Below are 24189 nucleotides of genomic sequence, written 5' to 3'. Positions count from 1 at the left end.
TTTTAGTAATAAACTAGAATGTCACTTTCACGTTTACACCATAACGCCTGGTAGTAGGTGCGCCGGACAATTCTATACCTTGTATGTTGGTAGAACCAAAGCTGCCCACTTCAGGATTGAATCTTGTGTACTTGGGGAAATCTGGTGCATAGTACCAGAGGTTTCTTCCCGTCAGGGTCAGCGTGAGCGCACCGATCGGCGTTTTGCTGAACCACTTCTTGGGGAAATCATATCCCAGCGTCAGCTCACGGAAAGTATAAACGGTCGCATCGTATATATTCCATTCTGTTGCTGAGTTGATCGCGAAGGTTTCACCAAAGAACATTTCAAAACGGCTAATCGCAGTATGGTTAGGAATCCTGTTACCTTTATCGTCCAGTAATGGTTTACCTGTATTTACATCTCCATAGTACCCGGGAATGACGTATACGTTTTCACGTTGTTCTGCACCATTATCTTTGGTCACACCACGTCCAAGCAGCGAGCTGACAGTTACGGAATAGATATCACCACCTCTTGTCAGATCGAAGAGTGCATTGAGGAAAAACCCTTTATAGTTTAATGTAGTACCTAAACCTGCTTTGAAATCCGGGTTAGGGTCACCCACCATTCGTTGCTCGGGGTCACGAATCAGGTACCCATTGGTCGGATTTATGAGCAGTGCTCCGTCCTTATCTCTTACGTCAGCACTTCCGCGCAGGTAACCATATGGCTTGCCCGCTTCCAGGAAGGGAGAAATTTCATCCAGTACGCCTCCCAGTAACAGGCGGGTAACTCCTGGCTTCAGTTCCTTCACCACACTTCTGTTTCTGGTGAAGATCCCGTGTATATTCCAGGTCAGGTTTTGGTTCTTTATGGGAACCACATTCAGGTCTATTTCAATACCTTTATTGGTCAGCTTCCCATAGTTATCGATCACTTGTCCGAAGCCGGAAGAAGGAGGCAGGGACAACGGCGCGATCTGGTTGGTGGACACCCGGGTATACCAGGCAAAATCCAACGTGATCCTTCTTTCGAAGAACTCCAGGTTGGTTCCTACTTCAAAATCCTGGGTAAACTCAGGCTTCAGGTTGGGGTTGCCCGCTGCGAAGTCCTGCATCACACCTGACTGCCCAAGGAACGCAGGGTTCACCCTGAAAATATTAAACAGCTGATAAGGGTCTGCATCGCGGCCCACCTTAGCCCAGCTGGCACGCAGTTTACCAAAGGTCAACACCTTGCTGTCCAATTTGAGCGCATCGGTAAACACAAATGATGCCGCCACACTGGGATAAAAGTAGCTGCGATTGCTGGATGGCAGGGTGGAAGACCAGTCGTTTCTGCCTGTCAGGGTGAGGAACAACCACTTCTTATAGTCAAGGTCTACTTCCGCGAAAATACCCCACAACCTGCGCTGCATGAAGATATCCTCTGTGGGGATCACCGTCTTGGTGTTCAGTAGGGTAAATATACCCGGAACCACAATTGTTTTACCGGTATTGATCTGCGACTTGGTGGTACGCTGATTCACGTTATGCCCCACCAGCACTTTCAGCCCGAAATCCTCATTTTTCAGTTTAGGGGTGAACGTTCCAATGAGGTTGGATTCTATTTCTGTAAAACGATAGTTCTGTTGTACGATCTGTCCGTTACCTTCCGCTCCTCTGGACCCAATATCTGTTACTTCTTTACGGAGGAAGGAATTCTGGTTCACACCAAACTGGTAACTGAGGTTAAACCAGGGCAACACCTCATAATTGAGTTTCAGACCAGCCACATACCTGTCAGTAGCGGTAGTGATAGTATTATGTTTGAAAGCCCAGAGCGGGTTGTCATACTGTGCGTTGTTGGTAGATACCGGCCGGCCGGCAGCATTTTCAAAAGGCAGTCCGGCAATATTCCAGTTTCTGCCCAGGAACAGGTTACGGGCGAAGGAAGAAGCAGCGCCGGAAACCTGGTTTTCACCAAAGATACTACCACCCTGATTACTGGTGCTGTAGCTGAAGTTTGCATTTACCGTCAATCCGTTAGTGAGGCGGGTTACACCACCGATAGACATATTCCCTCTGTTGAAGAAGGAGTGAGGCACATAACCATCCTGACTGAGATAGGAAGCGGTGGCACTAAGGGCCGATTTATCATTACCGCCATTCACGCCTATGGAATTTTCCGTAATATAACCGGTACGGAACAGATCTTTTACGTTATTCGGGACCGCGCGGTAAGCCATTCTGCCGGAAGCAGGGAACAATTCCGGGAAAGCCTTCAGATAGTCGGGCCATACCGGTATTGAATCCAGGGTACCAAACTTGGGGCCCCATGACCCGTTGGCGTTCTGATAGGCACCGCTGGCGCCGGGACCGAATTCATTTTGATATTTGGGCAGATTGGCCACTCTTTCCATAGACAGGGAGGAGGAGTAGGTCACTTCCGTTTTCCGTTTGCCCATATTGGCACTGCCTGATTTGGTAGTGATGATGATCGCGCCATTGGATGCTCTTGAACCATAGAGGGCTGCGGCGGCGGCGCCTTTCAACACTGTCATGGAAGCAATATCATTGGGGTCGAGGGATGAAAGACCGCTGGAATAGGCGCCGCCACCGGATGTCTGGCTGGAGGTGGTTACCTGGTCATTATTGTAAGGAATCCCATCTACTACGATCAAAGGTTCGTTACTGCCAAAAAAGGAGGTATTACCGCGAATATTGATGCGGGTGGCGGCGCCAGGTGTACCTTGTGATGTTCTGATGTCCACACCGGCCACTTTGCCCTGCAGCCCTTTCAACATGTCTGGTTCCGATTTTTGCACCAATTGATCAGGCTTCACCGTGGATACCGAATAACCCAGTGACGTCTCGTTCCGTTTCAAGCCCACGGCGGTTACCACTACTTCTCCCAATTGTTTTTTATCAGCGTCCAGCGCTACGTCAACTTCATTGCCTGGACCGACAGGGACTTCCTTCGTGAGATATCCCACAAAGGAAAACACGAGTGTTGCACCACCAGCCACATTATTTAGCTTGTAAGTACCGTCACCGGATGTAAAAACCCCTTTGGTAGTGCCTTTTATTACTACTGTAACGCCGGGAAGAGCAGAACCATCTTTTGCATCCGTAACTTTTCCGCTAATCGTTCGTGTCTGGGCTACTGCGCTGAGAACGCTGCTGCACACGAACAGCCATAGTAGTAGCTCTTTTTTCATAAGCAACTTTGGTTTTGATTGATAAATAGAAGTTAACTCAGTTAAATTACGATAAAAAAAGCTGATATATTATCAAGATTGGTTAAAATAATATCAGATGATTTCAGATATTTTGCTATATGAGTAGATATAAATATTCGTTAAATAACATCTAGATAACATGAAGACATTAGAAAATGTTGAGAAAAATACAGCCTGAGGGAATACATTTTTTTTATGCGAATAAGAAGAAAACTGTATAAAAGAAATTTTTTACAGATGGGGCAGGTGTCAATAATAAGGTTGTCAGGATACCAAACAGGGTCTTAAAACAAAAAAAGGGCGCCAAATGGCGCCCCTTCATAACAGCAATTGCTGAATATTATTTGTTGTAACCCGGATTCTGTACGATGTTCGGGTTAGCATCAATTTCAATTTGTGAGATAGGGAAGGCTACCCGTGCATCAGTTGGCAGCACATCATTCTGCAGTAATGCATCCGCATCACCTACGTGACGCACACCACCCAATCTGAACAGGTCAGTAGCGGCAAAACCTTCACCTACCAGTTCCAGTCTGCGTTGTTTGATGAGCTCAGCTCTTACAGTACCCAGATCAGCAGCAGCAATGGCAGCCAGGCCACGGTGCTGGCGCAGGTTGTTGAGATCAGCTACTGCCAGTTGCAGGTCACCTTTGCGCATATACGCTTCGGCACGATTCAGCAACACTTCGCTCACACGGAGGATTTTCACATTGGACATACCTGTCAGGCCGAGACCATTACCTACCCATTTCATCATATAGTTATTACCAGAGAAGGCTTTCACCATAGATTTACGGTAGTCGGCAGGATCTAACAGCGCCATGAAGCTTTCTGTCAGGCGAACATCACCATAACCACTGGTAGGAGTACCGTCGTTAGGCAGGTAGATGTTACCAAAGTTATCTGAACCTCTGTTCTCCGGCGTCAGGAAACGCAGGCTGAAGATATCTTCAGTAGTAGCGGAGTTAGTGGTATAGTTAGCCAGGTAATTAGCATCGCCCCACAGCGGGAAAGCATTGATCAGCGGAGTTGCTTCGTCAATCACCAGCTGCCAGTTAGGATCAGCAGGTTTAGTGGTATCACCTATGTAGAGATAAGCACGGGTCAGCAGTGCAGATGCAGCCTCTTTAGAAGCGCGGAAAACGGCTTCTGTTTTGGAGCCACCTGCTGGCGCCATTCCTTTGGCAGTTTTCAGGTCGCTGATGATCGCATCATACGTTGCTTTCAGCGTAGCACGGGAAGGTTTGAAAGTAGCAGGATTATCCTGTGCTTTCACAACCAGTGGCACACCGGTATTCGCGTCTGTTGCTTTGGTCTGCATCTGGGAATACGGACGGGTAAATCTTCTCGCCACATCAAAGTGAGCCAGCGCACGCATAAAATATGCTTCACCTTTGTATGGTGCAGTATTAGTATTGTCCGGCAGCTTATCAATGATCACGCTCGCCTGATTGGCTACACGGTAAGCGTTCAGCCAGGTTTTGCTTTGTGCGGAGGTAAGCGGCGTGAAAGTATATTTAAACTCCAGCGTGAAACGGTTAGAGTTCGCAGCTGTGATCTTCATGTCATTACCGGTAACATCTGTTACCACGTTGAAGTCACGGCCATAATACTCCAGCTCCTGAGCGCGCTCGTACAGACCGTTGGCCAGGATACGAACATTACCTTCGGTAACGGCATCTTTATCGTCCAGCGCATTGCCAGGTACGATGTCCATCTTTGAATTACAAGCAGAGAACGCAGTGATGGCTGTTAACGCAAGTATAGAAAGTTTTGGATATTTCATAATTTAACCAAGATTTTTGTTAATCAACTTCTTCAATTACAGTCCTACACTGACACCAAATGTGAACACACGGGAAGTAGGATAACGATAGAAATCACTACCCGCGTTGTTTAAAGCAGGGGAAGCAGTGCTGGTTGGAGGGATTGGGTTGGTGTTAATATCCGGGTCCCATCCTTTATAACCAGTCAGCGTGAACAGGTTCTCAGCCTGAGCATATACACGCAGGGACTGCAACTTCATGCTGGTCAGCAGTTTTTTAGGCAGTGTGTAACCAAGGGTAACGTTTCTCACTCTGGCATAATCCAGGCTTTCCAGGTAACGGGTAGATGACTGGTTACCAGCGTTTGCACCGGCGCCGCCAAATATTACTTTCGGTCTGTCGGAGATATCGCCAGGTTTCTGCCAGTGGTCCATTGCGTCTCTTGCCTGGTTGCGGGTGTTACTACCATCGCTTTCCAGGTTAGCACGGTTGGAGTTGTATGCTTTGTTGCCAGCGCTGAAGGTGATCAACACAGACAGGTCAAATTCTTTGTAGTTGATTTTGTTGGTCCAGCCGCCAGTGATTTTAGGCAATGCCTGACCTACAAATTGTCTGTTGGCCTGCGCTTCCAGGTAGCTGGTGGTAGGTTTACCATCGTTGCCAACCCACAGCGGGTTACCAGTTTGCGGATCTACACCATACCATACCGGCATATACCAGGAGCCCAGTGGTTTGCCCACTTCAATACGTTGTCTGGTACCGGCAGGGATAGCAGTTTGGCCACCCAGGTCCAATACTTTGTTACGCAGGGTAGCAAAGTTCAGGTCGGAAGTCCAGGTAAAGTTTTTAGTAGCTACCGGAATACCACCGATAGATATTTCAAAGCCCTGGTTCATCATTTTACCAACGTTCATGTTGATCGCTTCAAAACCGGTGGTCATAGACAGCGGCAGCTCCATCAACAGTGCGGAGGAACGTTTGTCGTAGAAACCAATGCTACCGTATACACGACGATTCAGCACGCTGAAGTCCAGTCCGATATCAAACAGGTTTTGTTTTTCCCAGCTCAGGTTAGGATTAAAAGGTTGACTGGCGAATCCGGCTGTTTCACCGAGATACGCACCGGAAAGGCTATACAGACCACGGTAAGGGAAGTCAGGGTATTTACCCAGTCCTTCTGCGTTACCCATGATACCATAGCTGGAACGCAGTTTCAGATCGTTCAGCCAGGAGATATTTTTAGCAAATTCCTCTTCTGTAATACGCCATGCAGCACCTACAGAGTAGAAGTTACCATAGCGGGAATCTTTACGGAAACGGGAAGAACCGTCTCTTCTGAAGCTACCGCTCAGGAAGTATTTGGATTTATAGTCGTAGTCGGCTTTACCAATCAGGCCCTGGAAAGCATAAGCGCTTTCATTACCGGAACCATCAAACAGGTTAGCACCTACGTCAGGTACCTGCAGCTGATTGCCAGGGAAACCATTTTTCGCATACAGGGAATAAGCCCTGTTCTGATAAGAATACTCGTTACCGGCCAACAGGCGGAAGTTGTGATCTTTCTTGATGCTGAAGTTGTAAGTCAACAACTGCTGAGCAGTGTACAGGCCCATGAAAGAAGCACCGTTGTACAGATAACCGCCATAGTTACGGCCATCGTAAGAGTTCGGAGCTGTCCATTGTTTCTCACGGATATTGGTCAGTTCTGCATTACCTTTTACTACTAAGCGCAGACCATCAATGATGTTGTAACCCAGGGCCGCGTTGAAGATAGTTTGCGTGTTATTGTTTTTACGGTAGTTGTTGGCAACCGTATGCAGGAAGTTACCACCCTGCAAGGTTGGACGCCATGAATCCGGGATATCAGCAACACCAGACCAGGTAGGAGAACCAGGCTGACCGCCTACATAACCGATATAAGGATTACCGTTCTCGTCTTTCGCCGGAATCCAGGGAACCTGTACAAGGGCGCCCATCAGGGGAGAAGAGAAGGAGTTACCCTGACCTGCGCTGGACTGATCAGTATAGCTACCGCTCATTTTCACGCTCAGGTCAAATTTGTCGTTGAACTTGTGATCTACGTTCAAACGACCGGAATAGCGGCTAAAGCTGCTACCAATCAGGATACCGTCCTGTTTGAAGTAGTCGCCGGAAGCGTAGAAGGTAGTTTTTTCGTTACCGCCGCTGGCATTGATACCGTAGGACTGGGTTTTACCAGTACGGAAAGCCAGGTCCATCCAGTCTGTGTTGTAATCAGCCAGGTGGTCAGGACGGAATTTTTGGATGTCAGCATCAGTGTATTTTCTGGTGCCGTTTGCGTTCAGAACGTTGGCCAGTCCTTCGCGTTGGAATTGGAGCAGCTCAGTAGCGTTCATCATCGGGATGCTCTTCGCCAGGTTCTGGAAACCGAATTTACCGTTGAAGTTAATTCTGCTCTGGCCTTTTTTACCGGTTTTGGTAGTGATAACTACCACACCGTTTGAACCACGGGAACCGTAGAGTGCTGTTGCAGCCGCATCTTTCAGAACAGTGATGTTTTCGATGTCGGCAGGGTTCAGGCTGGAGAGGATGTCCTGAGAAGGTGTGTTCTGCGTGAAATCACCGGAGGACATAATGATACCGTCCAGTACATACAGCGGGCTGGTACCGGCAGATACGGAACCAACGCCACGTACCCTTACTTCAGTTTTGGAGCCAGGCTGACCGGAGTTGGTTGATACAGAAAGACCAGGAGCGTTACCCTGCAGCATCTGGTTTACATCGGGCAGGGAGATGTTGTTCACCTTTGCACCGGTAATAGTAGATGCAGCGATCGTGGAGTTGGTTTTTTTCTCCAGGGTGTAACCGGTTACTACCACCTCGTCCAGGCTCTTGGAGTCTGTAGAGAGGGCGATTTTGAGTGTGGTGGCTGGTCCAACAGGCACTTGCTTGCTTTCATAGCCAATAAATGATACTACTAATACATCGTTCGCAGATACCTGCAGGCTGAATGTGCCATCTGGAGTGGTGGCAGTACCTCTGGTGGTACCTTTTACCTGGATGGTTGCGCCAGGTATAGGAGATCCGTCTTTCCCGTCGGTAACTTTCCCCGTTAGGTTGCGACTTTGCGCAAAAGCCTGACCGACCACGCAGAGCACGGCCAGGAGGAGAAATAAAACTTTCCTCATAAGCATGATTTTGTTTCCTAGTTTTTAACCTTCAATAAATACTAATCTATATCGAGGCCTCTCGCCCCAATTTCTTTTGGTTTCTTTCCCGTAAATAAAAGTTGATGTAATTGTGGAGAACTAAAGCGGCAGTACAAAAACAGTACAAAAACGCAAAAACCGACCTCTTCCATTGCGATTTATTTAATAAATCGCCTTAAGAAGTAGTCAACTTCTTTCTCATAAGCAGTTTCCTTAACAAATTTTCAACCAGCTGTAAATATAGTTTTTATTAACAAAAAATTAAGCTGGAAAAATTGGCTATAACATTCAGATAACATCTTTTTAACACAATGTTAACTTATAGTATTTTTTATAAATGTGTATGTTTATGAAAACAAACAGGCGGCAGGATTACCACTTGTACTCATCTACAAAATCTAAATCAAAATAAATGTTGTCCCACCGGTTGGTGGGACAAATAAGTTATTAGGAAAGGGTGAGCGGGAAGTTTTTTAACAACTCCAGCAACACGCTATACAGGTCTTCATTACGATGATTAAACCTGTACTCACATTCTTTCAGATGCAGGTAAGCCGTATTACGGTTCAATCCTTTGAACTTGGCCAGGCGGTGCTTGGTAAGTCCCCAGAATGCATCTACTTCGTCCATTAACGGACCGCCGTTAACAGTGTCTGTTGTTGAGCTGCCCAACCTGTACAAACGGTACTGGCCCAGGTCCACCACCCCGTTAAACCGACGCAAACGCTCCGTCGTGTCCAGTGTTTCCAACACGGAACGGCCGCGGGTAGCGGCATGGATCATAGGTCTGCTTACATCAGGTAAAATTTCGGTGTGTAACCGGTCAGCAATTCTGCAGATACCAAAAATGACCGGCTTTACAATGCGGTCAACTTCGGGTTTGACAGCCACCAGCGTGTCGCCGTCGTGGTCTGTCTGGGTCTCAACGAGCCGGTTGTCGTAGGCTACGACCGGAACCGGCGCTGGATGCTGCGCCTCACAAAAACGGGCTATCTGGTTTCTAAGCTTTTTCAGGTAACTGTTAATCGTTACTCTGCTTACTCCGCTGATATCCGCAATCTGCGTCGCAGTGAGATCATCGGCGAACAGCCGCAGGATCTCCTTAAACTTGCGCTCGGATAAATGAGCACCTTTTAAGTACTTGTTTTTCATGAACTAGTGGTTAGAATGGCATTATAAACCTCTTATTTTTTATCCGGTATACGCGCAGCTTTTATACAAGCGGCGATAAGGGTATTTGAATGCTGCCCACTAGATTATTTTAAGGCCTTTTTTTGTCCATTTTAGCTAAAAAAATAAATTTGTTTAGCATAGTGCATAAAAAGCGCAAAGCAGCAAGGGCGCCGCTTTTAAAATACTTCGGCATCCTTGCTGCTTTACGCTTTCCTATTTAAAGTTTACTCGGTGTCGTTTACACCCAGTTTAGACATCTCAATATCTTCCTCTTCATCAAGCGGTTTCCACAACTCCTTTTTCCGCGCTTTCTTTAACAACGCCTTCTCCATCCACAGCAATAAAGCCGGCAGGATAGTCAGGTTCGTGATCATCGCCACTACCAACGTCAAGGACGTCAGCCATCCTAACGCCTTCGTACCTCCGAATTCAGAGAAACTGAAAATCATAAACCCAGCAAACAGAATCATCGATGTATAAATAATACTCATGCCCGTTTCATGAATGGTCTGCTTCACGGTAGCCGATATGTCCAGATCATGATGCGGCAGCTCCTGCTTGAAATTCACCAGAAAACGGATAGTAACGTCAATGGCTATACCCAATGCCACACTGAACACCAGTACAGTGGAAGGCTTTAATGCCACACCAACCCATCCCATCACACCGGCCGTTACTACCAACGGAATAATATTCGGAATCAGGGAGATCAGTAACATCCTCCAGGAACGGAACAGATAAAGCATGCACACCATGATCAATACAAAAGCCAACAAAATACTTTCTGTTAACCCGTTGATAATGAACCGTGTTCCTTCCTGAAAAATAACACTGGTACCTGTGAAGGTCACTTTATAATGCGCAGTGTCAAAAATAGCGTTCACTTTCGGCTTCAGGGAGTCCATCAGCAGCGGTAACCGTTGCGACCCTACGTCTTTCATATTCACACTCACCCGCGCCACCTGTTTGGTACTGTCCATAAAGGAAGCTAGCAGCTTTGAAAAAGTAGACGCAGAAGCATTGGCACCGGTATTGGCTGACTTCATCCGGAGATAAGGCGCCAGAAAGCCCAGATCAAACGTATTAGGCACCGCATAGTTGGAACTGTCTCCATTGTAGTAAGCCTGCTTCGCAAACTTGATACCTTCCACTACGGATAAAGGCCGCGCAAAATCAGGCTGCGCTGCGATCAACTGGGTCAATTCATCCAGCTTGTTGAGCGTTTGCAGGTTCACCACACCGTTCTTACGTTTGGTGTCCACAGCGATCTCCAACGGCATCACCCCTTTAAAATTATTTTCAAAAAACTTCAGATCGGTATACAGCTTGTCGGTCTTCGGAATATCGTCCAACATATATCCCACAGATTTCAGACGGCCCATGCCCACCAATGCGGCAATCACCAGCGCACCAGTGACAAAGTATACCGACTTGCGGTATTTAAATACCAGCGTAGTAAGAAAATCCAGCACAGAGCCCAGGAAACCGTTCTCCAGGTAATTGGTGTGTTTGGTCTTCGGAGGAGGCAGGAAACTCAATACGGATGGCAGGAAAATAAAGGAGATCAGGAAGATGAACATAATGTTCAGTCCCGCTACCACACCAAACTCTTTCAGGATGGCACTGTTGGTAAAACAGAACACGCCAAAACCAATAGCGGCGGTAAGATTGGTAAACAACGTTACAATACCCATCCGCTGTATCATGCGTACCAGCGCTTTCGTCTTATTACCATGCTTCGCATATTCCGTGTGGTACTTACTGAGGAAATACACGCAATTGGGAATCCCAATCACGACAATCAGCGATGGTATCAACCCGGTTAACAGTGTGATCTTGTATCCCATCAACACAATAGTCGCCACTGACCATACCACGCCGATCGCAACCACCACCATCGACATCAGTACTGCGCCAAAAGAACGGAAAAATAAAAACAGGATAAGCCCCGTCAACAGGAATGAGATCTTCAGGAAAAGTTTCAGTTCATCTGCCACCTTAACGGCCATGACTGTACGAATCAGTGGGAGACCGCTCAAATGCACTTCTGTATGATGCTTGTCCTGGAACGCCTGGGCCAGTTTGGTAATCTCTGCAACAACGGCGGTACGTTTAGGGGAATTGAAAACGTCTTTGTTAACATAAATGGCCATCATATAGGCCTTTGTATCAGGATTGTAGAGCAATCCCTTATAAAACAGCAACGTCCTGAAAACACCCGCTAAACTGTCGATCTGCGCCTGTGTATAGCTACTGTTCTTAAACAGCAGACCGGCTTCCAGTTTCTGTGTACTGTCGTTCTTCACCAGATTGATGGCCAACGGCACACTCAGGATATTTTCCACAGCGCTGATCTTCTTTAGATCATGGTTCAGTTGCAAATAATCGCGGAAAAAGTCTGCCTGAAAAAATTTATCGGTCTGTACGCCCAGCACCAGCATATTACCATCTCCGCCAAACTTCTTCTTAAACTCCTGGTATTCCAGGAATTTGGGATTATCATGCGGTATAGTAGCCACATAGTCGTAAGACATCTGCACCTTGGAGGCATAAAATGCCATGACGCCGGTGGCGACCAATAACAGGAGTAGGAGCGCTAGTCGGAATTTTAGCACAAAGCTGGCCAAACGTTGCCACATAAGGATTTTTCAATTTGTTAAATGGGGTAAAGGTAGTTAAAATCCCCATTAGCTAACCCGCTGCCGGCAGATGAATTACATTTGTTTGCCCTAAATTGCAACTTTATTCCTGCGGCATCATTAAAACAGAGACAGTTGCTTCACAAAACACGCGGCATAGTATTACGTACGGTGAAATATGGCGACACGAGCGTGATCGTGGGTATTTTCACGGAGCTGTTCGGGCTTCAATCGTATATCGTTAATGGTGTCCGGTCTTCCAAACCCAAAGCAGCTAAAGGCAACCTGCTCCAACCCGGTAATATCCTCGAAATGGTGGTGTACCATCATGAGGTCAAAAACCTGCACCGTATTGCTGAGTTCAAACTGGGCTATATCTACACCTCCCTGCATTACAATGTGGTCAAAAACACCATTGCGCTGTATCTCATCGAGCTGCTGCAGAAAAGCCTGAAGCAACCGGAGCAACACCTCGATCTGTATTATTTTACGGAAAATACGCTGCAACTGCTGGATGGGTCTCCTACAGCCGTCATCGCTAACCTGCCCCTGTTTTACACACTGAAACTGGCGGAGTTCCTGGGTTTCCGGCTCAATGGCCACTTCTCTGAATATACGCCCTACCTGGACTTGCAGGAGGGAACGTTCACCTATCTGCCACCACACCATACAGACCACCTGGACCCGGAATACAGTGAGCTCACCGACCGGCTGATCCAGTGCAGCGAGGTACAGCAGCTGGCGGCCGTCAGCATGACAAAAGAAAAAAGAAGAAAGTTGTTATACGCTTATCTGGATTTTCTCCGGCTGCATATGCCGGATTTTACGGAATTACATTCACCGCCTATCCTGCACGAGATCCTTGACGCCTGATTGCGCCAGCCTCGCACCCGCTTGGGTAAAGAACTCCAGCGTAGTGGTGCTGCCGTCAAAAACCGCGTAAGAGGTATAGTTCAGCCATTCTCCGAGATTGATATAACGGCTGTCAGGCCCCACCTTCAGGTCCAGCGGCAGATGCCGGTGACCAAAAATAAAATAGTCGAAATGTTCCCGTTGTAATACTTCACGGCTGTAGATAGCCAGCCATTCCTGGTCTTCTCCCAGAAAATGTTCCAGTTCCTGACCGGTAGCGGCCCGGCTTTTCCGGCTGAAGTAGTTGGCCAGTGAGATGCCCATTACCGGATGAATACAGGAAAACAACCAGCGGCATACAGGATTGCGGAAAATCTTTTTGAGGAATTTGTATCCATGGTCGCCGGGGCCGAGCCCGTCACCATGGCCAATATAAAATTTTTTGCCTCCTATGGAGTACTCCTGGGGCTCGTAATAAACCGGGATGTTCAGCTCATCTTCAAAGTAGCCGTTCATCCACATATCATGGTTACCGATAAATACAGATATCCCGATGCCTTTGTCTGTCAGGTCCGCCAGTTTGCCCAGCAGGCGGGTATATCCTTTGGGGATCACATGTTTATATTCAAACCAGAAATCGAAAAGGTCTCCTACCAGGAAGATATGCGCAGCATCTTTTTCCACCATTTCCAGCCATTGCACGATGAGTTTTTCCCGCTCCCGGCTGACGGTCATGTTGGGCGCTCCGAGGTGAAAGTCGGAAGCAAAGTATATTTTCTTATTGGCTGGTAAAGGAATTTCCATGTGACAATTTGCGTTACCCCTCAAACATATAGCCTTCCGCATATGGTTTTCAGAGAACGGGATGTTCTGTTAAAACCTGTAAGCGGAAGGCTACTGGTGATGATTTATTCGTCTACTAAAAATACGTATACTTCTTTTGGTCCGTGGATGCCCACTACCAGTGTTTTTTCGATGTCTGCCGTACGGCTGGGGCCTGTAGCAAAAGAAACTGCTGAAGGCAGGTCATTACCGTATTTGTCTTTCAGTCTGCTGAAAGCGTCTTTCAGGTCAAACACCAGCTGATGGGTATAAGCCACCATAATGTGGACAGGCGCATAAACCGGCACAACTCTTCCGCTGGGTTGAGCGGCGCTGAGCACTACTGTACCGGTGCGGGCCACCAGATACTCACAATCTGTGATGGCTGCATCCGCTTCGTGTATGTTACCCTGATTCAGCACAGGCAGATCGTTCTTACCTATCACTTTCAGCAGGGCAGGAGTCTGGCAGTACACGTTCCGCCAATCCTTATTGTCTGACAGCAAGCGCAGATTCTCGATCAGTTCCGCCTTGCTGGTACAGAAAACAAATTTCCCCTGTAACCTGGCAAATTCTTCTGCAAACCTCAGCTCCAGTCCTTCGTTCTCTGTCTTAAAAACAGAGGAGTTGCCCTCCGAATTTGGGAAGGGCAACTGTACCGGCTGGCTTAACGCATTCCGTACTCTCTTCAGAATATTTTCCTTGGCAGGAGAAATCTTCATATCAAAATTTATGCATTAGCAGGTGAAGGAGAAGGGTTGATGATGTCTGTCGGATGTACACCGTCAGTAGTCATGCCTTCTTTACCCAGGTGATGTTCTCTCGGCACATCATAAGGGCGTTTACCAATCAGTCTTTCCAGGTCGGCCTGGTATAAAACTTCTTTTTGCAGCAGTTCCTTGGCGAGGGTTTTCACCTGTTCCATTCTTTCGGTCAGCAGGTTTTTAGTCCTGACATAAGCCGCATCGATCAGTTTCCTTACCTCTTCATCGATCATCCGGGATGTTTCTTCAGAATAAGGTTTGGTGAACGACTGATCGCTGTTTGGATCATAGAAAGACACATTGCCTATTTTATCGTTCATACCGTATACGGTCACCATAGCGTAGGCCATGCGGGTAATTACCTGCAGGTCGTTTTGTGCGCCGGTGGATATTTTACCGAATACCAGTTCTTCTACCGCACGGCCGCCGAGGGTCATGCAGATATCGTCGAGCAGTTGTTCGGTATTGTACAGGTATTGTTCTTTCGGCAGGTATTGTGCGTATCCAAGCGCAGCCACACCACGGGGAACGATTGTCACCTTTACCAGCGGGTTAGCGTGTTCGAGGTACCATCCGCAGATAGCGTGTCCGGCTTCGTGATAAGCGATGACTTCTTTTTCTTCCGGGGAGATGATTTTGTTTTTCTTCTCGAGACCACCGATCACACGGTCAATAGCGTCGTTGAAGTCTTCCATTTCCACCTGGGTTTTGCCTTTACGGGCAGCGATCAGGGCCGCTTCGTTACATACGTTGGCGATATCGGCACCTGCAAAGCCAGGCGTCATGGAGGCCAGTTTCTTCACATCCAGGTTAGGGGATGTTTTGATCGGCTTCAGGTGTACTTCAAAGATGGTTTCTCTTCCGGCCAGATCTGGCTTGTCGATAGAGATCTGACGGTCGAAACGGCCTGGGCGCAGCAGGGCGCTGTCCAGTACATCCGGGCGGTTAGTGGCCGCGAGGATGATGATACCGCTGTCGGTACCGAAACCGTCCATTTCCACGAGCAGCTGGTTCAGGGTGTTTTCCCTTTCGTCGTTGCTCATCATCACGTTTTTACCTCTGGCGCGACCGATCGCATCAATTTCATCGATGAAAATGATACAAGGCGCTTTTTCGCGGGCTTGTTTGAACAGGTCACGTACACGGCTGGCACCTACCCCCACGAACAGTTCCACGAAATCGGAACCGGACATGGAGAAGAAAGGTACCTGTGCTTCACCTGCCATTGCTTTCGCCAGCAGGGTTTTACCGGTACCCGGAGGGCCTACCAGCAGGGCGCCTTTCGGTATTTTACCACCCAGAGCGGTGTATTTTTTCGGATTTTTCAGGAAGTCCACGATCTCCATCACTTCCACTTTCGCTTCGTCGAGGCCGGCTACATCGTTGAACGTGATGTTCACGCGGGTACCTTTATCAAACAAAGTGGCTTTTGACTTACCGATATTGAAGATACCACCCGGGCCACCGCTACCGCCGGCAGGGCCGCCCATTTTACGCATCAGCAATACCCACAGGCCAATGATCAGGATAATGGGCAACAGTAACTGGAAGATCGGTTCAAACCAGCTTTGACGTTCGTCATAGGAGATTTTAACCTGATTTTCAATAGGTACCCCTTCCTGGGCTTTGTCGATATCCTTTTTAAAACTTTCTTCACTACCAATAGAGAAACGGTAGTGAGGACCCGGATTCAGGCCGCCGCCAAAACGGCTTCTGGCCACTTCCGTGAATTTAGGCAGTTTAAGACTGTCCTGTTTTATGTAGACTTCTACATATTTCTTGTTTACTACGACCAATTTATCTACGTCCCCAGGTTTCAAATAACTTACCTGAAATTCCTGGAAGCTGATCTCTTTGGTAGAGGGTCTGAAATCGGGGAAGAAGTTCATTGCGAGCAGGGCGATGCCAATAAAAGCATATACCCAGTATATATTGAACTTCGGTCCTTTCTTTGGAGATTTCTCTGAACCCTTGTTGAAGTTATTGCCTCCTTTTTCCATAATCTTACGCTCCTTTACGGATGTTTATTACAATCAGAATATTTATATAATAATTAATACTTTCACGACTGTTTTGTTCAGTCATCGTTGTGGTCCATCCTGTCGGCATCACTCCACATTTCTTCGAGATTATAGAACTTCCTTGTTTCCGGCTGAAAAATATGCACTACAATGTTTACGTAGTCCACCAGTATCCACTGTTGAGCAGTAAAACCCTCGTGTTTATAAGGGGCTTCACCTAGCTTCAGTTCTACTTCGTGTGCTACAAAATCGGCGATAGCTCTTACCTGGGTATTGGAATTGGCTTCACATATTACAAAGAAATCGGCCACAGCTTCAGGAATCTGGCGTAGATCCAGGGATACGATATTTTCCCCCTTCTTTTCCTGTATGGCTTTTATGATGGTGGTAAAAATTTCACTTTCTCTGGTCAGGCGCGTTTGGGCCTTTTTCCTCGTGCTCAGAACGGTTAAGGGTGCCAATAAATCTCGTTTTTGTTAAAAATAAACTTTAATTGTCAAAGTTACTAAACAAGCACTAATATAACATGCAGAAATATCATGCTTCAGGGCCTACAAATGTTAAGAAAATAATAAAATGAATTACTTTTCCGGCTGTTTTCAGACTAAAAAAGGTTCATGTGGTAGGACACCCGTTTTATATTTTAGACGAAATTGACAGCACCAATAACTATGCCATGGAGCAGGTAAATTCGGGCCAGGTGACATCCGGCACAGCCTGGTTTACCAGCAACCAGACAGCAGGAAAAGGGACCCGTGGCAAACAATGGATAGCCCGGCCCGGCGATATAATGGCGCTCTCTGTTGCGCTGCAACCAGCCATGTTACCGCTTTCCCGTCAATTCATGCTGAGCATGGCGGTAGCCCTCGCCACACATGATTTCCTCTCAGCCCATGCCGGCGATGAAACCATTATCAAATGGCCCAATGATATTTACTGGCGTGACAGAAAGGCAGGAGGGATCCTGATAGAAAATGTATTACGGGGCAATATGTGGCATTATGCCATTATTGGAATCGGGCTCAACCTGAATCAGGGGAAATTCCCTGACGACCTCCCCAATGCAGTCTCATTAAAACAGATCACCGGCAAAACCTGGGACGCTGCCACCATGGCGCAGGAACTCTGCCGCTGCCTGGATGCCCGCATCCGGACACTGCAGATGTCCGCTCTTGATACACTACTGGCAGAATACAGATCGAAACTCTTCCGTTGGCAACAACCCGGCCTGTACCGGAAAGACGGCATCGTTTTTCAGGGCACCATCCGGGACGTATTGCCCGATGGACACCTCTGCCTCGAGCGGGACGGCGAAATCCTGCAATTTGGCTTCGGAGAGGTGGAATTTGTACTGAACAGATAACAGTACTCTCCTCCTGGTCAAGAAACCATCCAACACAACGGGATATATCGTTAACAGGGTTAAACATCCTCAACCTCCAGATACTATACTAAGCAACAGCAGCGACACCGCCCATCAGGCTGTTATCGCTGCGGCGCAAACACTTATTTCGGCAGCAAAGCGGTTTTCGGAAACAATCAGCGCCCACCCTGTTTCCAGCGGTAGCTCTGCTGTTTCATCTGCACACCTTTCTGCAGCAACACCGGCACCTGGGGCGACAGCTCAGACAGCAGGTACACACTGCTGCCATATTCCCGGGCCAGTGTATCCTGCACCGCGCCTACCACTTCTGTCCGCCCAATCAGCGGACGATAGGCTTCAGAGGGCTCCTTGCCCAGTAACACAATATATTGCAGTGTGTCCAGCCTGGGAAACCAGTACACGTAGTCTGCACTGAAAGATACCGCCGCCGGCATCTGGCCCCGGTTGTAATAATTGAGCGCTCCGGCCTCCCCATAATTATCGCAGATTACCAGGGTGTTTTTTCTGGCCTGCTCCGGTATTCGCTGCCAGGCTTGCATGACCAACTGAGAAGCTTCTTTCCAGCCAAGCATGTCTGCAAAATCCTGCGGCAGCACATGACTTTTCCCGTCTTCCCAGCGCAACATCCCCAAGGCCGCAAACTTGTGCCCTTTCTCCTGCGCTTTTTCCGGGCTCAGCACCGGGAACATCACATTCAGCAAATACACAAAAGGAATGACGACGATAGCCAGCCATAATACCCGCAGATAACGGCTCCAACCATTCCGGAAAACACGCTCCCAGTAAGCACAACCAAAGGCAATCAACACTGGGTATAACCCAAGGCCATAATAACTCTTGGCCCGCATATAGACCAGCAGCAATATCACCAGCACATACATCAGCAAAACTACGCGGTACAACCGGTAGGGCCAGTAGAACAACAACCCTACCAACGCTGCCACAATCAGAAAAGCCCCACCCAGGAAATACACAAACTGGTCCACTACAAAATCCATCCGGTTCACCAGCACCAACTGGGTAGCAGCCAGCTCATTCATATGATGCAGCACCGGAAAACCTTGTTGTATCTGCCATATCAGGTTCGGCGCCGCCAATATCAGTGCAATCAGTCCTCCCAGGTACAAATCTTTCTCCCGGAATATGCGCCGGTGCGATGACAACAGCAATGCCAGCAGCCAGCCGGCCACCAATACCGCCACCGTATATTTATTGAGCAGCCCGATGCCTGTCACTACACCAACCCACAAGAGCCATTTGCCCTGCAGACTTTGCAGATAACGCATCATCAGCCAGCATATCAGCGCCCATATCAGCACATCAAAAGAGTTGGGCTGATAAAGCACATTTAAGCGGGAAAAAGCGGAACAAACAAATACTGACAGCGCCAGTGCCTGAGCATACAGTCCGCCACCCAGGAAACGTACCATTCTCCATATAATGACCATGGTCAGCGCACCATACAATGCCGGAAAAAACCGGACCCAAAACTCACCGCCGCCCAGCCATCTGATCAGAAGAGAGCTGAATGCGGTAAAAGGCGGCACCGATAAATACCCTGCCGCCAGATGATATCCCATATCCAGATGCAGGTACTCATCGCGGTGCAGACCGTATGCCGGATTCACCACCGTAAACTGAAACACTATTTTAAACACCAGAAACAGCAAGAGCAATAACAGGGAAGTACGACGCTGGCTCAGCTCCATAGAATGCGATTTTGATTGATCAAATGTCAGCGACATGATTAAATTGTCAGCAAAATAAAAAAGCGGAAAACTGTCTTGGAAAGCACAGTCGTTCCGCAGGTAACTTTAATATCTTGCTTATCCGCTATGCAAGGCAGGACGCTCTTTGCAAGGGATCATCAAGGGCATCGATGATAACAAGATTTTGGTTGATAAAGGCGTTAACAAATTGTGAAATTTTTAGAAATAAATCAAAAATGAATTCGCAACACTGTTGCACTTAATAAGATCATTCAATACAGTAAAGGATTTGAAGACATCAGCTCGTATAAAAACTTAACATAGTCAGTTAATCTGACAGTGAAAAATTTATCGGGAAACCCCTACATTTGATTATGTCTACTCAAAAAACCCCTTCCATTCTGCTGCAAAGAATGGAGGACTTCACTGAAAAACTGTATTCCCCGCACATGATACCCAAAGCACCGCTGAAAGGCAGCTTTGCCGTACATGACCGGACAGATCACCCTTGCGTGGACGAAGTCACCGCCAGCAGGCGCGATTATTACAAAATCAGCGTTATCAGCAAAGGCTCCGGTATATTCACCATGGGAGAAGATCGTTTTGACATAGATGGTCCTACCTTGCTGTTTCTTAATCCACATGAGATAAAAACATGGAGGGCCACATCAGACGAACAGGAAGGCTACTTCTGCCTTTTCACCGATCTGTTGTTTGACTCAGTACATGCACCGCACGAAGACCTGCTCCACCATCCGTTATTACAACTGGGCGCCAGGGCGGTATTCAAACTCAACCAGCAGCAAAGTGATTACCTCCAATCTATCTTCCGGCAGCTACTGAAGGAGTATCATGAAAATGCAGCCTTTAAACAGGAAGCCATTCTCATTTACCTGCGGTTACTGATGCTGGAAGGCAAGCGGCTGGCCACAGAAGCGCAGGCTCCGCAACGGTCACAAACCGCTGCACAGGCACTTGCCCACCGCTTTACCGATATGCTGGAAAAACAGTTTCCTATCGAGTACAATCATCACCAGGTGAAACTGAAATCCGCGAAAGAATTTGCGGTGAACCTGAATACACATCCCAACCATCTGAATGCCTGCGTAAAACAAGCTACCGGCCGTACCGTGAGCGAACATATCCGCATGCGCCTGCTGCTGGAAGCGCGGCTGTTATTGATCCACACCAACTGGCAAATTGCGGAAATAGCCTGGTGCCTCGGCTTTGAAGAGCCCGGGAACTTCACGCATTTCTTTAAAAACCATAGCGGGCAGTCCCCCCACATCTACAGGATACAGTAATACTTTGATTTTTACAAGTAATACTTTGCCTGCTACAATTGCCATCCCCTTACCGCTGGTTAATTTTGACATCATAAAAATTTAACTATATGCAGTACAGAAAACTTGGAAAAACAGGCGAATCATTATCCGCGATAGGACTGGGTTGCATGGGTATGTCCTTTGCTTACGGCGACACCAACGAAGAAGAATCTCTCAAAACACTGGAACTGGCCCTGGAACTGGGCATCAACTTCCTGGATACCGCAGATATGTACGGGCAGGGCGCCAACGAAATCCTGCTCTCCAAAATACTGGCTACCAAAAGAGATAAAATATTCATCGCCACTAAATTCGGCTTCAGATTCCGGGAAGATGGCTCCTATTATTTTGATGGCTCTCCCAAACACATGAAACAAGCCGTTGAAGACAGTCTGAAAAGACTGAATGTGGACGTGATTGATCTGTATTACACCCACCGTGTGGATGAAAACGTGCCCATCGAAGAAACCGTAGGCGCTATGGCTGATCTGGTAAAAGCCGGTAAAGTACGCTACCTCGGCCTCTCAGAAGCCAGCGCAGCTTCCATCCGGAAAGCACAGGCTGTACACCCGATTGCCGCATTGCAAAGTGAATATTCCCTGTTTACCAGAGATGTGGAAGGAGAAATCCTGCAAACCACCCGCGAACTGGGTATTTCTTTAGTCGCCTACAGCCCGCTGGGAAGGGGCATGACCACCGGCGCTATCACGGATACGGCTACACTGGGAGACAATGATTTCCGCAAAACACTGCCACGCTTCCAGGGCGGTAATTTCGAACAGAACCTGCAAACCGTTACTGCATTGGAAAGTTTTGCGAAAGAGAAGGGGATTACCTCCGCACAGCTCTCTCTCGCATGGCTGCTCGCTCAGGGAGAAGATATCATACCGATCCCCGGCACCAAACGCAGGAAATATTTACAGGAAAATGCAGCTGCTGCTGATGTTCAACTGAACAGCGCTGATCTTGAAAAAATAAATGCCATCCTGAAAGACGGCATCGCTGGCTCCAGATATACAGATGCGGGACTGCAACTGGTAAACCGGTAATCATTTGATCATTTTGACATTTAGATATTTGGTTATTGAAGAGCCTTATGGGCAAGCGTTCTTCAATAACCAAATACCTAAATGTCTAAATAGTTTTATTTGGTTTTTTTATAGCCCCAATCCTGCAACCACTTGATCACTTTCTCTTTATAGTCTCCCTGGATCAGTATCTGGCCATCTTTTACACTGCCGCCGGTGCCACATTTTGTCTTCAGGTCTTTCCCCAGTTTCTCTGCATCTTCATCTTTCCCTATAAAACCATCTACCAGCGTCACTACTTTGCCCGCACGTTGTTTGGTATCCAGTTTCACTCTCAGCTGCTGCTCAGCAGGGGAGAGGGTTTCCTGTTCTTCCCTATGTTCCGGTTCAAAAGAAAAATTAGGATCAGTAGAATATACAATCCCGTTGCCAGGGGTATTTTTTTTCTTGGTCATTGTACAAAAGTTTAGAGGTTATTCATTCACGACCACCTTAATAGCGGCTGGCTTTACCGACAACCGTACCATACCGTCACCGTTGATCGGCACTGCGTCGCCATCTACCTGCAGGTATTGCAGGGAACTACTACGAATCGTGATTTCCTTTCCAGTAAGGTGTTTAAGATACCGCGTTTTATCGATGTTGCCTATCAGCGAATGAAAACTTACAGGAAGCAGGTGATAAAAGCGCACGGGTGGCATAATACAGAGGTCCAGCTGCCCGTCGAAAACACTGGCGCCCGGCGCCAGTTTAAACTCATAGCCAAACTGATTGCCATTGGCCACGGTGAGCAGAAATGCTTTCTCATCCAGCTGACGGCCATCGATACTAATGTGGTAGGCTTCCGGGTTGTAGCTGCTGAAGCTTTTAAGCACCAATTTAGCGTATCCCACGAGGCCCCGCTTTTTTGTATGTTTGAACTGCTCTGCGATCAGGGCGTCGAAACCAACGCCGGCATTGCTGAGGAACAAATGTTCATTGGCATATCCCACATCAATGGGACGTTGTTTATTGTTCACGATCAGCCGCAGCGCTTTATCAATATCGAGCGGTATTTTCAGCGCACGGGCCAGACCATTGCCGCTGCCCAGCGGCAGGATTGCCATCGCGGTATTGCTGCCGATGAGGCCCTGGGCTACTTCATTGATAGACCCATCGCCGCCGACGGCCACAACAGTATCCACGCCGTTTTTCACAGCCTCCCTGGCCAGGTCAGCGCCATGTCCCAGGTAAGCCAGATGGGTGATGCTCACCTGAAACTGATTTGCCGGGAAATGTCTGCTGATGGCTCCCTCCAGTCGTTTTTCACGATCTGTGCCCGCTTTGCGGTTTATGATAAAAAGGATCTTCTTCAAAAAAACTGTTTTAAGATATAATCGCTTTCAGACTCAGGTCCAGACTTACAGCATGATGGATGATGGCTCCTACAGAGATAAAATCCACCCCGGTTTCAGCATATGCCTGGATAGTATCAAGGTTGATACCACCGGAGGCTTCAGTTTCCACCTTTCCATTAATTAACACCAGCGCGGCGGTAATTTGTTCAGGCGTAAAATTGTCCAACATGATCCTGTCCACCTGTCCTACCGCCAGCACTTCCTTCACATCTTCCAGGTTGCGGGTTTCCACTTCTATTTTCAGTGGCAGCTTACGTTCCGCCAGATAGGCCACGGTTTTATTGACAGCCGCAGTGATGCCACCGGCAAAATCGATGTGGTTGTCTTTCAGCATCACCATATCATAGAGCCCCATGCGGTGGTTAACGCCGCCGCCTATACGAACCGCTTCTTTTTCCAGCATGCGGAAATTGGGAGTGGTTTTACGGGTATCGAGGATACGGGTATGGTACCCTTTCAGCAGTTCCACATATTGATGGGTAAGTGTAGCGATACCGCTCATACGCTGCATGCAGTTGAGCACCAGCCTTTCTCCCATCAGCAGGGTATGTACGGCAGCTTCAATTTCAAAGGCTGTTTCACCGGCAACCATGGCATCACCGTCTTTTTTGAACGGGGTGAATACCGTGTGCATGTCGAGCCATTTAAAAATAGCGGCAGCCACTTCCATTCCGGCGAGGATGCCGTTTTCTTTTATTTTCAGTACGGCCTTCCCTTTGGCAGTCGGCGGAATACAGGCCAGGGTGGAATGGTCACCGTTTCCGATATCTTCTGCCAGGGCGCTTCTGATAAACGCGTTCAGCGCTGCTTCATCTAACATAGGTGCGTAATTTAAGCTCGCCGGGCAAGTTGTTCAGGCTCGCAAAGCAAACAGGTTAGCAAAGTACGCAAAGGGGAAAGGGCCGATGTCCCTGAGCGT

17 protein-coding genes are annotated in these 24189 nt (G+C 47.9%); 4 read left to right on the top strand and 13 right to left on the bottom strand.

All coding sequences use genetic code 11. The features are described from left to right. Window positions 1–13: 13 nt before the first annotated feature. The 5 genes from HHL17_RS04640 to HHL17_RS04620 form a co-directional block, all read right to left on the bottom strand. Window positions 14–3181, bottom strand: coding sequence for a SusC/RagA family TonB-linked outer membrane protein (locus tag HHL17_RS04640; protein WP_169223600.1), 3168 nt, complete (start codon window positions 3179–3181; stop codon window positions 14–16). Between the two features lie 361 nt (window positions 3182–3542). After that, window positions 3543–4988 carry a RagB/SusD family nutrient uptake outer membrane protein gene (locus HHL17_RS04635; RefSeq protein WP_169223599.1) on the bottom strand — a complete coding sequence of 482 codons (1446 nt, stop codon included), beginning with the start codon at window positions 4986–4988 and terminating at the stop codon, window positions 3543–3545. 36 nt (window positions 4989–5024) lie between these two features. Then, on the bottom strand, window positions 5025–8135 hold the full coding sequence (locus tag HHL17_RS04630) for a SusC/RagA family TonB-linked outer membrane protein (protein ID WP_169223598.1): 3111 nt from the start codon (window positions 8133–8135) through the stop codon (window positions 5025–5027). A 468-nt stretch (window positions 8136–8603) separates the two neighbouring features. Then, window positions 8604–9308 carry a LuxR C-terminal-related transcriptional regulator gene (locus HHL17_RS04625; protein WP_169223597.1) on the bottom strand — a complete coding sequence of 235 codons (705 nt, stop codon included), beginning with the start codon at window positions 9306–9308 and terminating at the stop codon, window positions 8604–8606. Between the two features lie 245 nt (window positions 9309–9553). Beyond that, on the bottom strand, window positions 9554–11968 hold the full coding sequence (locus tag HHL17_RS04620) for an efflux RND transporter permease subunit (protein WP_169223596.1): 2415 nt from the start codon (window positions 11966–11968) through the stop codon (window positions 9554–9556). 135 nt (window positions 11969–12103) lie between these two features. On the opposite strand from HHL17_RS04620, the gene recO reads away from it, so the two are divergent. Continuing rightward, window positions 12104–12841, top strand: a complete 738-nt coding sequence (gene recO / locus HHL17_RS04615; RefSeq protein ID WP_169223595.1) for a DNA repair protein RecO — start codon at window positions 12104–12106, stop codon at window positions 12839–12841. On the opposite strand, the gene HHL17_RS04610 is transcribed toward recO, so the two are convergent. The 4 genes from HHL17_RS04610 to rsfS all read right to left on the bottom strand — a co-directional run bounded on the left by HHL17_RS04610 (window position 12806) and on the right by rsfS (window position 16888). Next, window positions 12806–13624 carry a UDP-2,3-diacylglucosamine diphosphatase gene (locus HHL17_RS04610; protein WP_169223594.1) on the bottom strand — a complete coding sequence of 273 codons (819 nt, stop codon included), beginning with the start codon at window positions 13622–13624 and terminating at the stop codon, window positions 12806–12808. The genes recO and HHL17_RS04610 overlap by 36 nt on opposite strands. Window positions 13625–13728: 104 nt before the next feature. Then, window positions 13729–14364 (bottom strand): LutC/YkgG family protein, encoded by a 636-nt coding sequence (locus HHL17_RS04605; RefSeq protein WP_169223593.1) that lies wholly within the window; start codon window positions 14362–14364, stop codon window positions 13729–13731. Between the two features lie 8 nt (window positions 14365–14372). Continuing rightward, on the bottom strand, window positions 14373–16406 hold the full coding sequence (ftsH, locus tag HHL17_RS04600; RefSeq protein ID WP_169223592.1) for an ATP-dependent zinc metalloprotease FtsH: 2034 nt from the start codon (window positions 16404–16406) through the stop codon (window positions 14373–14375). 77 nt (window positions 16407–16483) lie between these two features. After that, on the bottom strand, window positions 16484–16888 hold the full coding sequence (rsfS, locus tag HHL17_RS04595) for a ribosome silencing factor (RefSeq protein WP_168870582.1): 405 nt from the start codon (window positions 16886–16888) through the stop codon (window positions 16484–16486). Between the two features lie 158 nt (window positions 16889–17046). Here rsfS and HHL17_RS04590 point away from each other — a divergent pair, with 158 nt between their 5' ends. Next, complete coding sequence (locus HHL17_RS04590; RefSeq protein ID WP_169223591.1) at window positions 17047–17790, top strand: biotin--[acetyl-CoA-carboxylase] ligase; 744 nt, start codon at window positions 17047–17049, stop codon at window positions 17788–17790. A 176-nt stretch (window positions 17791–17966) separates the two neighbouring features. On the opposite strand, the gene HHL17_RS04585 is transcribed toward HHL17_RS04590, so the two are convergent. Next, complete coding sequence (locus HHL17_RS04585; protein WP_169223590.1) at window positions 17967–19520, bottom strand: glycosyltransferase family 39 protein; 1554 nt, start codon at window positions 19518–19520, stop codon at window positions 17967–17969. A gap of 374 nt (window positions 19521–19894) precedes the next feature. Here HHL17_RS04585 and HHL17_RS04580 point away from each other — a divergent pair, with 374 nt between their 5' ends. Together HHL17_RS04580 and HHL17_RS04575 are read left to right on the top strand one after the other, a co-directional pair. After that, window positions 19895–20824, top strand: a complete 930-nt coding sequence (locus HHL17_RS04580) for a helix-turn-helix transcriptional regulator (RefSeq protein WP_169223589.1) — start codon at window positions 19895–19897, stop codon at window positions 20822–20824. A gap of 89 nt (window positions 20825–20913) precedes the next feature. Continuing rightward, window positions 20914–21894, top strand: a complete 981-nt coding sequence (locus HHL17_RS04575; RefSeq protein WP_169223588.1) for an aldo/keto reductase — start codon at window positions 20914–20916, stop codon at window positions 21892–21894. Window positions 21895–21989: 95 nt separating this feature from the next. On the opposite strand, the gene HHL17_RS04570 is transcribed toward HHL17_RS04575, so the two are convergent. The 3 genes from HHL17_RS04570 to nadC are packed head-to-tail and all read right to left on the bottom strand — an operon-like array spanning window position 21990 to window position 24090. After that, the gene (locus HHL17_RS04570; protein WP_169223587.1) at window positions 21990–22328 is read right to left on the bottom strand and encodes a translation initiation factor; all 339 of its coding nucleotides are present in this window, start codon (window positions 22326–22328) and stop codon (window positions 21990–21992) included. Window positions 22329–22346: 18 nt separating this feature from the next. Then, window positions 22347–23228 carry a diacylglycerol/lipid kinase family protein gene (locus tag HHL17_RS04565; RefSeq protein ID WP_169223586.1) on the bottom strand — a complete coding sequence of 294 codons (882 nt, stop codon included), beginning with the start codon at window positions 23226–23228 and terminating at the stop codon, window positions 22347–22349. Between the two features lie 10 nt (window positions 23229–23238). Then, window positions 23239–24090 (bottom strand): carboxylating nicotinate-nucleotide diphosphorylase, encoded by an 852-nt coding sequence (gene nadC / locus HHL17_RS04560; RefSeq protein WP_169223585.1) that lies wholly within the window; start codon window positions 24088–24090, stop codon window positions 23239–23241. Window positions 24091–24189 lie beyond the last annotated feature (99 nt).

Source organism: Chitinophaga fulva, from assembly GCF_012927205.1.
Taxonomy (GTDB): Bacteria; Bacteroidota; Bacteroidia; order Chitinophagales; family Chitinophagaceae; genus Chitinophaga; species Chitinophaga fulva.
This window is presented reverse-complemented; position numbering and strand designations above follow the sequence as displayed.